The 17,210-nt window shown below is 64.9% G+C and carries 11 protein-coding genes; 8 read left to right on the top strand and 3 right to left on the bottom strand.

The window, feature by feature from the left end:
* Positions 1 to 2,593 precede the first annotated feature (2,593 nt).
* On the top strand, positions 2,594 to 2,905 hold the full coding sequence (locus tag ACPTTF_RS38060) for a DUF4148 domain-containing protein (protein ID WP_114182326.1): 312 nt from the start codon (positions 2,594 to 2,596) through the stop codon (positions 2,903 to 2,905).
* 180 nt (positions 2,906 to 3,085) lie between these two features.
* Here the strand turns inward: ACPTTF_RS38060 and gcvA are convergent, their stop codons facing one another.
* The gene (gene gcvA, locus ACPTTF_RS38055) at positions 3,086 to 3,991 is read right to left on the bottom strand and encodes a transcriptional regulator GcvA (protein WP_166966263.1); all 906 of its coding nucleotides are present in this window, start codon (positions 3,989 to 3,991) and stop codon (positions 3,086 to 3,088) included.
* A gap of 140 nt (positions 3,992 to 4,131) precedes the next feature.
* Here gcvA and ACPTTF_RS38050 point away from each other — a divergent pair, with 140 nt between their 5' ends.
* From ACPTTF_RS38050 to ACPTTF_RS38040, 3 genes are all read left to right on the top strand, one after another.
* Positions 4,132 to 5,430 carry an adenylosuccinate synthase gene (locus ACPTTF_RS38050; RefSeq protein WP_423372603.1) on the top strand — a complete coding sequence of 433 codons (1,299 nt, stop codon included), beginning with the start codon at positions 4,132 to 4,134 and terminating at the stop codon, positions 5,428 to 5,430.
* Positions 5,431 to 5,727: 297 nt separating this feature from the next.
* Positions 5,728 to 6,669 (top strand): LysR family transcriptional regulator, encoded by a 942-nt coding sequence (locus ACPTTF_RS38045; protein ID WP_423372602.1) that lies wholly within the window; start codon positions 5,728 to 5,730, stop codon positions 6,667 to 6,669.
* 268 nt (positions 6,670 to 6,937) lie between these two features.
* Complete coding sequence (locus tag ACPTTF_RS38040; protein ID WP_423372601.1) at positions 6,938 to 7,909, top strand: aliphatic sulfonate ABC transporter substrate-binding protein; 972 nt, start codon at positions 6,938 to 6,940, stop codon at positions 7,907 to 7,909.
* 24 nt (positions 7,910 to 7,933) lie between these two features.
* Here the strand turns inward: ACPTTF_RS38040 and ACPTTF_RS38035 are convergent, their stop codons facing one another.
* Positions 7,934 to 8,128 carry a hypothetical protein gene (locus tag ACPTTF_RS38035; RefSeq protein WP_423372600.1) on the bottom strand — a complete coding sequence of 65 codons (195 nt, stop codon included), beginning with the start codon at positions 8,126 to 8,128 and terminating at the stop codon, positions 7,934 to 7,936.
* Positions 8,129 to 8,410: 282 nt separating this feature from the next.
* Complete coding sequence (locus ACPTTF_RS38030; protein ID WP_423372599.1) at positions 8,411 to 9,241, bottom strand: AraC family transcriptional regulator N-terminal domain-containing protein; 831 nt, start codon at positions 9,239 to 9,241, stop codon at positions 8,411 to 8,413.
* A 732-nt stretch (positions 9,242 to 9,973) separates the two neighbouring features.
* Between ACPTTF_RS38030 and ACPTTF_RS38025 the strand changes: the two genes are divergently transcribed.
* From ACPTTF_RS38025 to ACPTTF_RS38010, 4 genes are all read left to right on the top strand, one after another.
* Positions 9,974 to 10,858: a LysR family transcriptional regulator gene (locus ACPTTF_RS38025; RefSeq protein ID WP_423372598.1), complete on the top strand. Its 885-nt coding sequence runs from the start codon at positions 9,974 to 9,976 to the stop codon at positions 10,856 to 10,858.
* A gap of 231 nt (positions 10,859 to 11,089) precedes the next feature.
* A complete protein-coding gene (locus tag ACPTTF_RS38020; RefSeq protein ID WP_423372597.1) occupies positions 11,090 to 12,346 on the top strand; it encodes an efflux RND transporter periplasmic adaptor subunit in 1,257 nt (418 codons plus the stop codon).
* A gap of 15 nt (positions 12,347 to 12,361) precedes the next feature.
* The gene (locus tag ACPTTF_RS38015; protein WP_423372596.1) at positions 12,362 to 15,553 is read left to right on the top strand and encodes an efflux RND transporter permease subunit; all 3,192 of its coding nucleotides are present in this window, start codon (positions 12,362 to 12,364) and stop codon (positions 15,551 to 15,553) included.
* 2 nt (positions 15,554 to 15,555) lie between these two features.
* Positions 15,556 to 17,088, top strand: coding sequence for an efflux transporter outer membrane subunit (locus tag ACPTTF_RS38010; RefSeq protein ID WP_423372595.1), 1,533 nt, complete (start codon positions 15,556 to 15,558; stop codon positions 17,086 to 17,088).
* The last annotated feature ends 122 nt before the right edge of the window (positions 17,089 to 17,210 follow it).

Here is a 17,210-nt window from a genome sequence, read left to right as displayed (position 1 = left end):
CGTGATGTCCGGATAAGGTGACCTTGTTGAGAGCGGACTTTATACCTTTTCGCGTCGAGGGGCAACGCCCTCGCTCCTGCTTTACTTGCACTATCGTGGCTAAGCTTCAGATACGAAAGGAAAATTTACAATCTGGCGATCTGTGCGGAACCCCATATCCATCTACCTTTCGACCAAAATGCTTCCCACAAGACGCTACCTTTCATACCCGGACACGGAAACCCGGCACGAGATTTGCCCTTGGCAAGGTAACCATCCATGGGAAACAAATGAGCAGAATCGAGATCGTTGGGTGAATTCGTGGTGCCCTGCAGCACAGTCGCGTTTTCTTCCCATAACTTGCTACCTTCATCGATTCCCACAGGAGGGTACCTATCGACCGGCGTCAGCTGCGTAGGCGGCGCGAATTTTGGCCTTGAGCGCAAACATGGCTCCCATAAACGGCAACCCGTTGCTTTCCCCATAAAAGGTTACCTGTCTGTGCCATCGATCCTGTCCATGGGAGCCAGACGCCGGCAACCTAGGAGAAATACAATCGGGTACCCGAAAATGCTACCCATAACCGGATACCTTCAAGGCGCCCCATAACCGGCTACCCAAGAAAAATCGCTGTGCACCCCTGTAATCTCGGAACGAAAAAAGCGCCCCATAAAAGGCTACCCACAGACATTCCCATAGAAGACTACCCAACGTGTTCACAGGCCGATTTCCCATAACCGGGTACGCTTGCCCCATATCCACAACCCTGATTTCCCACAACCCGGTACCCCAAACCCCAAATCCACAGACCTGAAACCCCAAACCCTTACACCTGTGCTCCCATAAATGGGTACCGAACCCCCATCAAACCCTTGCTGGATAAGGCTGTGAGCCGTCTAAAAGTAGTTAAAGAAGTAAACGTCGTTTACAAAAGATGTAAACACACGTGCGCTTCCACAGAAAGACGAACCCCATAAACCGCTACCATTGGGTAGCCGTTTATGGTGCAACAGGCATCCCCAAGCCTCGATTCAGGCTTGGGAGACGATGATCTGGCTCCTCGTTCAGCAGAGGTTCCAGGCCGGATAAGGCTTCCAGAAGAGGTGAGTACATACTCACATCGACCGAAACGTAGAAACCTATGGGGGAAAAACGGGAAGAAAGTCGCCCTTTCCCGGTACAGGTTCCCGTTTATGGGATCAAAAACCCGGCGCTGCGACTTCCCGAGCCCCTGTTGTTGAATGGCAAAGCAGTCCGGCGGACTGAAACACAGATCTCTTCGGTTTCGTTCACAGCAGTTTGAAATCATCCGCGACTGCAAGCGAAGAGTTTTTTTGCACTCAGGCTTCCGCTTCGGCCGACAAGTTTTTCCGATCACCCGCCTGCGCCTCTCGTCAAATTTAGCCCGCGGGCTGTGCACAGAGGAAATCGACGCGACCCGCATCTCCGTCCAGGGGTTTCGAACTTTCTACCTTTGGATCCACCAACCGAAGATCAATGCTGTGCCCCCGGGTCGCGATGAGAGGTCCGCGAACGGCTTCCCTGAGGTCAATAGGGTGTCAGCGCCGCCTACGCGCGTCGCCGGCTCCTGGGTCGATCTGGCGCGCGTCGCGAGCCAACGTGAAGATGCGGGCGATCACAAAGCTCACCGCAATCGAATTCGAGCGATGATCCCGAACACTCTCACCTTTCGATACTTCCGAATCCCGTAAAAGCTCACCGACCAGACAAGGCGGCAGGTATCGGCACGCTGTGCAGGCAACAACACCCACCTGGATACCGAGCGGCCAAAGCCGCGGAATGAAAAACCTGTGGTTCGTGCACGTCGCGCGATGCGTTCCTGAGCAGGATCGGACGAATCACAAGCGCTGCTGCGACCTCATCCCTGCCTGTCACGCTCGCTCGACGCGCGTGGCGATATCCGTGCGATGCAGCCGGCGCAGTCGTGAAGTGATTCCGGCCGATGTGCTCACCACATGCAACCCGTCCACACCTTTCGTCATACAGACACCACGGCGACATTTTTTGCCCGCCGAGGTAACCCTCGGCATCACAGTCCAGCGATTGGTTGCCGGATCGAACGCCACGCGAATGGCGATGCAATCGTGCGGGTCTTGATCGCCGCAACACAGAATCGTGGCCGTTTATGGGAGGAGTCGTCGCTTGAACCGCGTCGAGAGGCAACATGACACACAGTTCGACTGCTGTTGCTGTGATCGTGACGGGTCAAATGACGATCACGTCGAGGGTAAGCGTGCCGGCTACCCCACCGGTGGAACAGTGATTGGTATCTCATATCCCATCGCATCGCACGTACATAACCATTCGCGTCAGCGAAGCGCGAGTACGTCGCCGGTATCCCTGTCTACGCAAGTGCGCGATCCGCATGCCCGCCACCGTGCGATACACAGTGCCTGTCCTGTCTGAGCCAGTCGAACGGCATCCACGTGTTCTCCCATACGTGTATCCCCAACGCCATTGCACGTTGGCGCCATATTTTTCGCGACGCGGTTATGATGCACAGGTCCCGAACGCGGCATGACAACCGATCGGGACAGGGGCGGTATCTCGATGGTCTTTCAATCCGTGATAAACCAGAAAAGAGAGTTCAGCGATGCGAATCCAGATTAGAAAACTCACGTTGGCTGCTACCGCAGCCGCGTTCCTGTTCGGCTCGGCAGTTCCCGCGTTTGCGCAGACCGACGCCAGCGCGCCCGCTGCACAGGACGCCAAGGCAGCGAAGAGCCAGGCACGCAAGGCGGCCAGGGCCCAGCGCAAGGCAGAGCACAAGGCTGCGCGTGCGAAGAACACCGCCGAGCTGAAGAAACTCGAAGACGCCGGTTACAAGCCGGCGGCCAATGATCCGAACTATCCGCAGAACCTGCAGAACGCAGAGAAAAAAGCCGGCGCCGGCGCAAGCCAGTAAGCGTCGTCTGGTGGCAAGCCACGGTTCGATCCGCGGCTTGCCGCGTGCGTCGCAGTTTCACGACGCACCTCGAAAGCAGTATTCCCGGTATCGACGAAGGCAATACGCAATCAATGCGCCTGCATTATTTGATTCGTATTCCTGCATATCTTGGCGCATACCACCCGCACACCGACGCGGTCAGTTCCGCCCACTCGCCGCAGCCGCATTTCCCGTCACCCTCAGCCAGTCCTTGAACGCCCGCACGGCGTCGTCATTCGCGCGTGCCGAGGCCACGTACGTGAAGTAACGCCACGGCGGCAGCGCCGGTTCGCCGAACGGCTGCACGAGCCGACCTTCGGCGATATCGTCCGCGACGAGCGCAATCGGCCCCATCGCGACGCCGAGCCCGTCGAGCGCGCCCTGGAGCGTCAGGTAGAAATGCTCGAGCGTGAGCGAGTGGCGCGGCACGAGATTCGGATGTCCGGCTGCCGCCAGCCATTCGGGCCACATGCCGGGATAGGTGGCCGCGTGCAGCAGCGTGAAGCCAGCGAGATCGGCGGGCGTATGCAACGGCCGCCCTTCCAGCAGCTTCGGCGCACACACCGGCAGCCGGACTTCGGACAGGAATTCCTCGGCAACGTAACCGTCGATGGCCTGCGGGCCGCCGCGAACGATCAGGTCGACCTTGTCGCGCAGCTTGTCGATCGGCTCGTTCGACGTCGACAGCCGCACCTCGATGGCCGGATGGGCGACCTGGAACGACGACAGCTTCGGCACCAGCCAGCGCAACGAAAACGTCGCGGGTGCACTGACGCGCAGCACGCGCTGCTGCGCATGGCCGAAATGCTGCGCGGTGGCGAGCGCGATCCGGTCGAACGACGCACCGACCTCGGCGAGATACGCGCGGCCCGCGTCGGTCAGCTCGACCCGCCGGTTATGGCGCTCGAACAGCGGCCGTCCGAGCCACGCCTCCAGTTGCTGCACGTGCCGGCTGATCGCGCCGTGGGTTACGCACAGTTCGTCGGCGGCCAGCGTGAAGCTGCCGAGGCGCGCGGCGGCTTCGAACGCACGCAGCGAATTCAACGGAGGGAGTCGTCGGGCCATTGCATCGTTTCGCGTGATATTTACTCACACGATAGTTCAGGTTTAATCGTTTGATCGGGTGCTCAAGCTCCGCCAATATTGCACACAAATGGCCGGCTCGGCCGAATGATTGTCTGAATTTCTCACATGGAGTGCGGAGCATGCCGAACGTGGTGGTCGTGGGCGCCCAATGGGGCGACGAAGGTAAGGGGCGCGTCGTGGACTGGCTGGCGGCACAGGCGGATCTCGTCGCACGCTACAACGGCGGCCACAACGCGGGTCATACGCTGGTCGTCGGCGGCAAGACTTACAAGCTCGCGCTGCTGCCGAGCGGTGTCGTGCGCGGCAAGCGCGGCGTGATCGGCAACGGCGTGGCGCTCGATCCGGAAGCACTGCTCGCGGAAATCGGGCGGATGGCCGAACTCGGGCTGTCGGTGACGCCTGACAACCTGTCGATCGCCGAGAACGCGACGCTGGTGCTGCCGATCCACCGCGCGATCGACCAGGCTCAGGAGCGTTTGCGCCGCGAGCCCATCGGCACCACGCTGCGCGGGATCGGGCCGGCCTACGAGGACAAGGTCGGGCGTCGCGGGCTGCGCGTCGGCGATCTCGCGGAACCGGGCCAGCTCGCCGCCAAACTGGATGGGCTCGTCGACCATCACAACGCGTGGTTTCGCGGCCTGGGGCTGGACGAGTATTCCCGCGACGCGATGCTGGCCACGCTGATCGATCTCGCGCCGCAGATCCTGCCGTTCGTTCGCCCCGTCTGGGCCGATCTCAACGACGCGACCGACCGCGGCGAGCGCATCCTGTTCGAGGGGTCCCAAGCCGTGATGCTGGACATCGACTGGGGCACGTACCCGTTCGTCACGTCGTCCGGCACCGTTGCATCGGCGGCGGCAGCCGGGACAGGGCTCGGTGCGTCGAAGCTCGGCCACGTGCTGGGCGTCACCAAGGCGTATGCGACCCGGGTCGGCGGCGGCCCGTTCCTTACGGAGCTGTCCGACGCGACCGGCGAAACGCTGCGCGCACGCGGGCAGGAGTTCGGCGTGAATACCGGCCGGCCGCGCCGCTGCGGCTGGCTCGATGCCGCGCAGTTGCGCCAGGCGGTCAGGATCTCGGGCATCGATTCGCTGGCGCTCACCAAGCTCGACGTGCTCGACGGTTTCGAGTCGATCGCGCTGTGCGTCGGCTACGAACTCGATGGCGCGCGGGTCGATCATCTGCCGGCAAGCCTCGCTGCGCAGTCGCTTGCGAAACCCGTGTACGAGCGGTTCGACGGCTGGCGTGGCACCGTGAAGGGGATACGCGAACGTGCGGCGCTGCCGCGCGCCGCGCAGGATTTCATCGCGCGCATCGAAGCGGTCGCGGGTGCACCGGTATCGATGATCACGACCGGCGCGGAGCGCGACGACACGATCGTGTTGCGCAATCCGTTCGACGCGGCCGCCATGGCCTGATGCGTCATACATGACGTGAATCGCGGGGCGGCACCGTGGCCGTCGGGTAGTTTTTGCCGATCCGATGCCGTTCGCTAGCGGCGCGTCCGGTCGTCATGCGTCCGGACCGTACGCCGCGCACATGGCGGCTCGGCGACACGATTCGGCGTCCGGATCACGCTGCGTACGGCGAACTGGACACGTCTGCACTGCTGCTGTACTGTTCCGCACAATTCGCGCCAGACCGGCCTGCGCCGGAGCCGCCGGCACCACGGCCGCACGGTGGCGCGACGTGATCTCAATCCCGGGGACAGGTCGATGGACACGTTACAGATGATGCGCATTTTCGTCCGGGTTGCGGAGGAGGGCAGCTTCACGAGCGCGGCCCAGCGCCTGGACATCACGACGGCCTACGCCTCGCGGTCGGTCGCGCAGCTCGAAACGCATCTGCGCACGCGCCTGCTCAACCGCAGCACGCGCCGCATCGCACTGACCGACGCCGGGCAGCGTTATCTCGACCGCTGCCAGCGCGTCCTCGGCTATATCGAAGAAGCGGAAGCCGAGGCGGCCGACGCACAGGCGAAACCGTCCGGGCGACTGCATGTTCATGCGACGACGAGCTTCGGCCAGGCCTATGTGGTGCCCGCGGTCGTGCGTTACCGGCAGCGTTATCCGTCGGTCGCGGTCGAGCTCACGCTGTCGCAGCACGTGCCCGACATCATCGACGAAGGCTACGACGTGTCGCTGCAGTTGAGCGCGACGGAGTTGCCCGATTCGGGCCTCGTGTCGCAGCGGCTCGGCGAGGTGCACAGCGTGTTGTGCGCGTCGCCCGCGTATCTGAAGGAGCGCGGTACGCCGCGCACGGTGCGCGAGCTCGACGGCCATGCGTGCCTGCAGATCGTCACGCCGGTATTTCCGCGCGATCGCTGGCATCTCGACGGCCCCGACGGCCCCGAGACGTTCGACCTGCCGCCGCCGGATTTCCAGGTGAACATCGCCGATGCGCTCGGCGCCGCATTGCGCGCCGGCCTCGGCATCGGTTCGCTGCCGATGTCGTCGGCACTGCCCGCGCTGGCGAGCGGCGCGCTAGTGCGCGTGCTGCCCGACTACCGGTTGCAGAAGCTGACCGTCTACACGCTGTACGCCTCGCGCCAGTATCTCGATGCGAAAATCCGCACTTTCGTCGATTTCCTGCGTGAATGCGTGCCCGAAATGCTGGCCACCGACGAGGCTGCGCTGAACGCTTCCTGCAAGTCCTGAGGTCGCACGCGCCGGCGTTCAAGTACGAGGCTGCGGATCCACCGAATAAATAATATGCAGTCCTGTACTTGACGCGGATGTCGGTTTCATCTTCACGACGAACCCGGGCAATGATGCGCGGGTAACCGGCGTGTCCTTATGAAAGTGCTTGCTTTCGATATCGAACATCGTTGGTTCGATGCGGCGCGCCAACCCCCTAGAATCGGTTCGACCGGCTTCATCGCATGCGTGCGCAATGCGGCATCCTCTTCATCGAACCCGATACGATATGGCAGACCAACACTCCCCAACCCGCCGCCGGTTCCTGCATGCCGGCCTGGCGATCGCGGCAGGCGCCGCCGCGCATCCGGGCTTCGCGCTGGCGAGCACGGCCGGCGCGCGTACATTGCGCATCGGCTATCAGAAAGGGCCGCTCAGCCTGCTGAAGGCGCGCGGCACGCTGCAGGGCAAGCTCGCGGCACTCGGCGTGACCGTCACGTGGACCGAGTTTCCGTCGGGGCCGCCGCAGCTCGAGGCGCTGAACGCGGGGGCGATCGACTTCGGCGATGTCGGCGAGGCGCCGCCGATCTTCGCGCTCGCGGCCGGTGCGCCGCTCGTCTATTACGCGCAGACGCCGGCCGGCCCCGCGGCCGAGGCATTGGTGGTCGCGAAAGATTCGCCGGTGAAGACCTTTGCGGACCTGCGCGGCAAGCGCATCGCGCTGGTGAAGGGATCGAACACGCACTTCCTGCTGGTCCGGCTGCTGCAGGCCGCCAAGCTCAACTATGCCGACGTCACGCCGGTCTGGCTGTCGCCGTCCGATGCGCGGGCCGCGTTCGAGAACCGCTCGGTCGATGCGTGGATCATCTGGGATCCGTTCCTCGCGGTGGTCCAGCAGGCGTTCGGCGCGCGCATCGTCGCGGACGGCACCGGGCTCGTCGAGAATCGCGGCTATTACTTTGCGTCGCGCACGTATGCGCAGCACAATGCCGACGTGCTGGACGCGGCCGTGTCGGAATTGACGGCGGTTCAGCGGTGGCTCGATGCGAACCGCGCGCAGGGCGCGGCCGAGTTCTCGAAGCTTTGGGGGATTCCGGAGCCGGCGGTGGCGCTTGCATTTCGCCGCGCACGCTTCGGTGTCGAGCCCGTCACGCGCGATACGCTCGCGTATCAACAGCGCATTGCGGACGTGTTCTACCAGACCGGCGTGCTGCCGAAACGCGTCGACGTCAGCCAGGCCGCGCCACCCGCGCTCGCGTGACGGCGCAGCCGGCCAGGCACCCGTTCAACGGCGCAACGGCAGCGCGACATCGTCCGGAATCGGGCACACGTACGGCTGTCCGTCGCGCCGCTCGGGCCACTCCGCCTTCGCCTGCGCGAGCGTGTCCGGCACGCCGGGCAGAGCGATTGCGGTCGCGGCCATCGTCTTCGCGGCAAGCAGGATCCCCCTGTGCGCGAGCGGCGTCTTGCCTCGACTCACTGCCACGCGTGCGGCGGCGTGCCGAACACGTATCAGTTCGTAGGCATTGCGCGGTCGGCGTGTCCCGGCTTACGTTGACTACGTCGGTCGAGCCGCAGATCGGGCGGCCCTCGCCCGGCTCGCACGGATCGATTCCGTCGAACAGCGCTTTCGGATCACGCCACGCCTGGTTCAGCGAACACGACGACGTTCGAAGCCGTGCAGGCCGAGCGTGCGAATGCCGGCGGGACGAAGCGCGGCGCGCGCTAGCATGAGCGTGAGCCACGCACGTGACGTGCCGGCCTACGGCGCGACGCGGGATAGCGGCACCGCTTCGTCGCGCAGCTTCAGGACATCGCGTCCCGGCGCATCGCCGAACAGTCGTGCATATTCGCGGCTGAACTGGGACGCGCTCACATAGCCGACACTGCGGCATGCCTGTCGCGCGTCCATTGCCGACAGGCACATCAGGCGGCGCGCCTCCTGCAGCCGCAGCACCTTCTGGCATTGCAACGGGCTCATCGACGTGACTGCACGGAAGTGGTGATGGAACGTCGACGGGCTCATGTCCACCTGTCGCGCGAGCGATTCGACCGTCATCGGATCGAGGTAGTGGTCGCGAATCCAGGCGACCGCGCGCGAGATGCGCTGCGTCGTCGAGTCGACCTGGCCGACCTGCGCGACGCGCGCACCCGACGGGCCGCGCAGCAGCCGAACGAGGATTTCGTCGACGATGAGTGGCGCGAGCAGGTCGATGTCGTCGGGTTGCGCGATCAGTTGCATCAGCCGCACGAGGGCGTCGACGATTTCAGGCGGTGCATCGTGCGTATCGAGTGCACCGCAGTCGACGGCCTTCGGCAGCCCGAGCGGAAACACGCGTGGCGTGAGTGCCGCGATGCGGGTCGGGTCGAGTTCCAGTTGCGCATAAAGGAACGGCTCGGCCGGGCTCGCGCGTGTCACGCGGCCGGTGACGGGCAGGTCGGCAGTCGCAACCAGCATCCGCGATTCGTCGATCACGTAGGTGTCGTCGCCGACCCGTGTCGATTTCGCGCCTTGCCCGACGATGGCCAGGCACGCGTGGTGCACGCCATGGTTCCAGTGCGGCGGCGACGCGGAGGCGCGTGCGATGCGCATGCCACGCACCGGGAGCTCGAACGTGCCGTCGTGCGGTGCGTAGGCGGCGATCAGCGCAGCGAGCCGGGCCGTGGGTGACCGAAGGTCGTGATCGGGCGTGATGCGCTGTGGCGGCGGCGTTCGGGCGTCGATTTCCATATTGCGTGAGCGGATGGCCGAGTGGTCGGTGCAAGGTGCGCGGCTGCGATTCCCCGTCGGTGTGTCGGCAGGGGGCGGCTCGGCGGTCACATCGTACGGCGAGTCGCGCGCACGTGATTGCCTAAACCTGTCGGAAGTTAGCCCGATCATCCGGATCTGCACGGGCGGCGACCGTATCGCCGGTGGTTGCGTGGTGTGCAGCGCACAAATTCGGAAATTAAGGCAAAACAATCGCAGGATCAGGCAAGCCAATTTCCGGCGGTTTTCATACCATTGCACCTGCTGAATGAAACCTGTTCCAGTGCGCTCGGGCGATGCGGGTATGACCGCCACATGGCCGACGGATGCCGTCGGCGTTGTCGCTGTGAATCGCTGGAAAAGACTCAGGACTGCTATTCGAATATTCGTGCATCGGGCCAGCCGAGGCCGGCTTGCGTCCGTTGCATGCCGGCGCGCGTCTGGCGCGGGCGTGCCGACCGACCCGGCGTGGCCGGTGTCGGTGCCGCCGCATTGGCCGGGCCGTTGCATGACGGCCGCGACGCGGCGACGGGTGCGCGCGTCGAGGCAGTCGACCGCGCAGGGGAATCCGGACAAATGGACCAACTTCAATCGATTCGGGCATTCGTGACGGTGGCAAGGGAAGGCGGGTTTCGCCGGGCGGCGACGCGGCTGCGCGTGTCGACGGCGATGGCGAGCCGGCTGGTCGATGCGCTCGAGACGCGCCTTGGCGCACGCCTGCTTCAACGCAGCACCTGCCACCAGTCGCTGACGGAAATCGGCGAGTTGTATCTCGCGCGCGTCGAGCGGATTCTCGGTGCGATCGACGAAATCGACGGTCGTGTCGTCGCGATGGGCAGCAAGCCGGAAGGCGCGCTGCGCATTGCCGCACCGGTCGCGTTCGGGCTCAGCCAGTTGAGCGCGTTGCTCGATCGTTTTGTGAACCGGTTTCCGGGCGTGCGGCCGACCGTGACGCTGACCGATGCCCATGTCGACCTGACATCCGAAGACATCGATGTCGCGTTCCTGACTGACGGCATGCCTGTGACAGGTGCGCACGCGTTGCACACGCTGGCCTCCTACGAATCCGTGCGCGTTGCCGCGCCGGGTTATGTCGCCGCACACGGCGGTACGGCTGCATCGGGCGACTGGCCGGATCTCGCGGCCGTGCGGCTCGATCTGCCGGCGACCGGCGATGACGATGCGGGTGCGTTTCGACCCGACGCGGCGCCCGGCGGCATTGCGGGCGTCGGCCATCTCGAGATGGCACGGCGGCTGGCCGTGGCCGGCATGGGCGCCGCGGTGCTGCCCACGTATCTCGTCGACGCCGATCTGGCGGCCGGCACGCTGGTGCGCGTTGCACCGGTTCGCCCGCTCGCGCCCGTCACGCTGAAGCTCGCGCATGCGCGCACCGCGCATCTGCCGGCCGCCGCACGAGCATTCGTCGAATTCGCCGGCACCGCGTTCCGGCCCGCGAGCTAGCGGCCCGGTTGGTCGCCGCAGCAACGCCCGCCCGCCAGGACCGCGGGCTCATGGTGCTTTTTCCACGGAAGCAGTTCGACGAACGAACGCTCCGCAGGGCGCAACGCACGCCCGAAATACGCGACCGCATCCGCGGCGAACCGGAAGCGACAACATTCCGGCCGCGCGTGCAGGTTACGAGGAGATCTGTTGATTCCCATTGAAAGTCGTTTATTTGCGAGAGGTCGCTCCATGCGCGTCGAACGGGTTCCATACCGCTTAATCACTGCTGCAACGGCTGCCGTTTTCCTGGCCGCGTGCGGAAAAAAAGAATCGGCACCGCCGCCGCAAACGCCGGAAGTCGGCGTCGTCACCGTCCAGCCGCAGGCCGTGCCGGCGATAACCGAACTGCCGGGCCGCACCAGCGCGTTCCTCGTTGCGCAGGTGCGTGCGCGGGTCGACGGCATCGTGCTGCGCCGTGAATTCACCGAAGGCACCGACGTCAAGACCGGTCAGCGCCTCTACAAGATCGATCCGGCGCCGTACATCGCTGCGCTGAACAGCGCAAAGGCGACGCTCGCGAAGGCGCAGGCGAACCTCGTCACGCAGAACGCGCTGGTCGCACGCTACAAGGTGCTGGTGGCCGCGAACGCGGTCAGCAAGCAGGACTACGACAACGCGGTGGCCACGCAGGGCCAGGCCGCGGCGGACGTCGCGGCCGGCAAGGCAGCGGTCGATACCGCGCAGATCAACCTGGGCTATACCGATGTCGTTTCGCCGATCACCGGCCGCGTCGGCATTTCGCAGGTGACGCCGGGCGCGTACGTGCAGGCGAGCCAGGCGACGCTGATGTCGACGGTGCAGCAGCTCGATCCGGTGTATGTGGACCTCACGCAGTCGAGCCTCGAAGGGCTGAAGCTGCGCCAGGACGTGCAGAGCGGCCGCCTGAAGACGAGCGGCCCGGGCGCGGCGAAGGTGTCGCTGATCCTGGAAGACGGCAAGACCTATTCGGAGGCCGGCAAGCTGCAATTCTCGGACGTGACGGTCGACCAGACCACCGGCTCGGTGACGATCCGCGCGATCTTCCCGAACCCGGGCCGCGTGCTGCTGCCGGGCATGTTCGTGCGTGCGCGGATCGAGGAAGGCGTGAACGAGAACGCGTTCCTGGTGCCGCAGATCGGCGTCACGCATGACCAGAAGGGGCAGGCGGTTGCGCTGGTCGTGAACGCGGCCAACAAGGTCGAGCAGCGTCCGTTGACGACGACCGGCACGTACGGTCAGAACTGGATCGTCGAAGGTGGTCTGGAAGCGGGCGATCACGTGATCGTGCAGGGCGTCGACAAGGTGCGCCCGGGTGCGACCGTGAAGACCGTCGCCGCGCAGCTCGCACCGGCGCCGGACGCTGCGTCCGGCACACCGGCAAGCGCCGCGCATGCGTCCGGCGCCGCGCCGGCGAGCACCGTCGCCAATGCTGCCGCGAGTTCGACCGCCGCGTCGGCCGCGCAATAACAAGGAGTCCGTTTCATGGCCAAGTTCTTTATCGATCGCCCGATCTTTGCGTGGGTGATCGCGATCGTGCTGATGCTGGCCGGCGTCGCATCGATCTTCAAGATGCCGATCGCGCAGTATCCGACGATTGCACCGCCGACGATCCAGATCCAGGCGAACTACCCGGGCGCTTCCGCGAAGACGGTGGAAGACACGGTGACGCAGGTGATCGAGCAGCAGATGAGCGGGCTCGACAACTTCCTGTACATGTCGTCGACGAGTGACGATTCGGGCAACGCGACGATCACGCTGACCTTCGCGCCGGGCACAAATCCGGATGTCGCGCAGGTGCAGGTGCAGAACAAGTTGTCGCTCGCGACGCCGAACCTGCCGCAGGTCGTGCAGCAACTCGGCATGCAGGTCACGAAGTCGAGCAGCAACTGGTTGATGTGGTTCGCGTTCAACTCCGAGGACGGCAGCATGTCGAAGGAGGACCTGACGAACTACGTGGCATCGCACGTGCTCGATCCGCTCAGCCGCGTAAACGGCGTCGGCCAGACGCTGCTGCTCGGTTCGCAGTTCTCGATGCGCGTCTGGCTCGACCCCGTCAAGCTGACCAACTACAGCCTCACGCCGACCGACGTGTCGGCGGCGATCACGCAGCAGAACGTGCAGATCGCGGGCGGCCAGATCGGCGGCACGCCGGCGAAGCCGGGCACCATGCTGCAGGCGACGATCACCGAATCGACGCTGCTGCGCACGCCCGAGCAGTTCGGCAACATCCTGCTGAAGGTCAACCAGGACGGTTCGCAGGTTCGCCTGAAGGACGTCGGCCGCGCGGCGCTCGGCTCCGAGAACTACACGTTCGACACGAAGTACATGGGGCAGCCGACGGCCGGCCTCGGCATCCAGCTCGCGACCGGTGCGAACGCGCTCGCGACCGCGACAGCGCTGCGGGCCAAGGTCCAGGAGCTGTCGAAGTACTTTCCGCACGGTCTCGTCGTCCACTATCCGTACGACACGACGCCGTTCGTGCGCCTGTCGATCGAGGAAGTGGTCAAGACGCTGCTCGAAGGTATCGTGCTCGTGTTCCTCGTGATGTACCTGTTCCTGCAGAACCTGCGGGCGACGATCATCCCGACGATCGCGGTGCCGGTCGTGCTGCTCGGCACGTTCGCGATCATGGGCCTCGCCGGCTTCTCGATCAACACGCTGTCGATGTTTGGCCTCGTGCTCGCCATCGGCCTGCTGGTCGACGATGCGATCGTGGTGGTCGAGAACGTCGAGCGCGTGATGGCGGAAGAGGGCCTGTCGCCGAAGGAGGCGACCAAGAAGGCGATGGGCCAGATCACCGGCGCACTCGTCGGCGTGGCGCTGGTGCTGTCGGCGGTGTTCGTGCCGGTGGCGTTCTCCGGCGGGTCGGTCGGCGCGATCTATCGTCAGTTCTCGCTGACGATCGTGTCGGCGATGGTGCTGTCGGTGCTGGTCGCGTTGATTCTGACGCCGGCACTGTGCGCGACGATCCTCAAGCCGATCCCGCAAGGGCATCACGAGGAGAAGAAGGGCTTCTTCGGCTGGTTCAACCGCGCCTTCGACCGCAGCCGCGATCGCTATACGGGCGGCGTGAACCACGTGATCCGGCGCTCGGGACGCTGGCTCGTGATCTACCTGGCCGTGTTCATCGCGGTCGGCGTGATGTTCGTGCGCCTGCCGAAGTCGTTCCTGCCGGACGAGGACCAGGGCTACATGTTCATGATCGTGCAGACGCCGTCCGGCTCCACGCAGGAAACGACCGGCAAGACGCTCGACAACATCAACACGTACCTGACCACGACCGAGAAGGATGTGGTCGACTCGGTGTTCACGGTCAACGGCTTCAGCTTCGCGGGCCGCGGCCAGAACGCGGGCCTCGTGTTCGTGAAGCTGAAACCGTACGAGCATCGCCAGCGTTCCGACCAGAAGGTGCAGGCGCTGATCGGCCGGACCTTCGCGCACTACTCGCAGTACAAGGACGCGATGGTGATCCCGTTCAATCCGCCGTCGATTCCCGAACTCGGCACGGCCGCCGGCTTCGACTTCGAGCTGACGGACAACGCGGGTCTCGGCCACGAAGCGCTGATGGCCGCGCGCGGCCAGTTGCTCGGGTTGGCTGCGAAGGATCCCGCACTGGCGCTCGTGCGCCCGAACGGCCTGAACGATACGCCGCAGTACAAGGTCGACATCGATCGCGAGAAAGCGAACGCGCTTGGCGTGACGGCCGCTGCGATCGACCAGACGTTCTCGATCGCGTGGGCGTCGCAGTACGTGAACAACTTCCTGGATACGGATGGCCGGATCAAGAAGGTGTACGTACAGTCGGACGCGCCGTTCCGGATGACGCCGGAAGACATGAACATCTGGTACGTGCGCAACAGCGCGGGTGGCATGGTGCCGTTCAGCGCATTCTCGACCGGCCACTGGAGCTACGGTTCGCCGAAGCTCGAACGCTACAACGGCGTGTCGTCGATCGAGATCCAGGGGCAGGCTGCGGAGGGCAAGTCGACCGGCCAGGCGATGGCCGCGATGGAAGCGCTCGCGAGCAAGCTGCCGGAAGGTATCGGCTACTCGTGGACGGGCCTGTCGTTCCAGGAAATCCAGTCCGGCTCGCAGGCGCCGATCCTGTACGCGATCTCGATCCTCGTCGTGTTCCTGTGTCTGGCGGCGCTGTATGAAAGCTGGTCGATCCCGTTCTCGGTGATCATGGTCGTGCCGCTCGGCGTGGTCGGCGCGCTGCTCGCGACGATGCTGCGCGGCCTCGAGAACGACGTGTTCTTCCAGGTCGGCCTGCTGACTACCGTGGGCCTGTCCGCGAAGAACGCGATCCTGATCGTCGAGTTCGCGCGCGAGTTGCAGGCGAAGGAGAACATGGGGCCGGTGCGCGCGGCGATCGAGGCGGCGCGCCTGCGACTGCGTCCGATCCTGATGACGTCGCTCGCGTTCATGCTCGGCGTGCTGCCGCTTGCGATCAGCAACGGCGCGGGCTCGGCGAGCCAGCATGCGATCGGCACGGGCGTGATCGGCGGGATGATCACGGCGACGTTCCTCGCGATTTTCATGATCCCGATGTTCTTCGTGCGGGTACGCGCGATGTTCAGCGGCGAGACGGAAAACGTCGACGATGCATGGCGTCTCGTGCAGGGCGACCTGCAGCGTGGTCACGACGACGCACACGATTCGAAGGGGCAGTAACGATGCAAAAACACGTTTTGACTGCAACCGCGGCCGCACTGGCTGCCGCGCTGTTCGCCACGGGCTGCACGATGGCTCCGCATTACAAGCGGCCCGATGAACCCGTCGCGCAGGCATACCCGGCCGGCGGCGTTTACGCGACGCAGCCGGGTGCGGCCGGCACGCGCAGCGCGAACGGCCAGGCGGCCGCCGCTATCGGCTGGCGCGAGTTCTTCGTCGATCCGCGCCTGCAGCGGCTGATCGAGATCGCGCTGAAAAACAACCGCGACCTGCGCGTGTCGGTGCTGAACATCGAGGCGGCGCGTGCGCAGTACCAGATCACGCGTGCGGGCTTGTTCCCGACGCTGAATGGTACGGGTACGGGCAATCGCCAGCGTCTTCCGAATGCGCTGACGACGTCGCCTGGCCAGAACATCACGACGACCTACAACGTGGGCTTGTCCGCGTCATGGGAGCTCGACCTGTTCGGCCGCGTGCAGAGCCTGAAGGACCAGGCGCTCGCGCAGTACCTGTCGACCGCGTATGCTCGGCAGGCGCAGGAGATCTCGCTGGTGTCGTCGGTGGCTGACCAGTACCTGACGCTGCTGTCGACCGACGACCTGTTGCAGGTGACGGAGAGCACGCTGAAGTCCGCGCAGGCATCGTACGACCTGACGAAGCTGCAGTTCGACAACGGCACGGGCTCCGAGCTCGACCTGCGTCAGGCGCAGACGGTCGTCGAGCAGGCGCTGTCGAATCAGCAGATACAGGCGCGTGCGCGTGCCCAGGCGCTGAACGCGCTGGTGCAACTGATCGGCGAGCCGCTGCCGGACGACCTGCCGGCGGGCATGCCGCTCGACGCGCAGAACCTGCTGACGGATGTGCCCGCCGGGTTGCCGTCTGACCTGCTGACGCGTCGCCCCGACGTGATGCAGGCCGAGCAGACGTTGCTGGCCGCGAACGCGAACATCGGCGCGGCACGCGCGGCGTTCTTCCCGAAGATCTCGCTGACGGCGGCGTTCGGCACCGCGAGCCCGACGCTGGGTGGCCTGTTCAAGGCCGGCACGGCGGCGTGGTCGTTCGCACCGAACATCGCGCTGCCGATCTTCGAGGGTGGGTCGAACATCGCAAACCTCGATCTCGCGAACGTGCAGAAGCGCATCGAGATCGCGAACTACGAGAAGGCGATCCAGTCGGCATTCCGCGAAGTGGCGGACGGCCTGGCCGCACGCGGCACGTACGACCAGCAGATCGCGGCGCTCGAGCGCAACGAGCACGCGCAGCAGCGCCGCTTTGACCTGTCGGACCTGCGCTACAAGAACGGCGTCGACAGCTACCTGTCGGTGCTGACTGCGCAGACGGATCTGTACTCGGCACAGCAGACACTGATCAGCGCGCGCCTCGCACGCTGGACGACGCTTGTCGACCTGTACCGTGCACTGGGCGGCGGGTGGATCCAGCGGGCCGGCGAGACGCCGCGCGCGCCGGATGCGCCGGTCGATTACGACAAGGCGGCCGCTCCGGCGCCTGCGTCAGCAGCAGCGACGAACGGGTAAGCACGACGAAGGGCAGGAGCGGGCAACCGCTTCTGCTTGCCGAACCGGCGACATGCAAAAACGAAAACGCCACGGATGAAAATCCGTGGCGTTTCCTTATTGTGCGGCTGCTCTCAGTTGAA

Origin of the sequence: Burkholderia crassaminum (genome assembly GCF_964265005.1) — a bacterium.
In the GTDB taxonomy this organism is placed as follows: Bacteria; Pseudomonadota; Gammaproteobacteria; order Burkholderiales; family Burkholderiaceae; genus Burkholderia.
The sequence above is the reverse complement of the archived record's forward strand: the minus strand, read 5'-3'. Positions and strand labels throughout refer to the sequence as shown.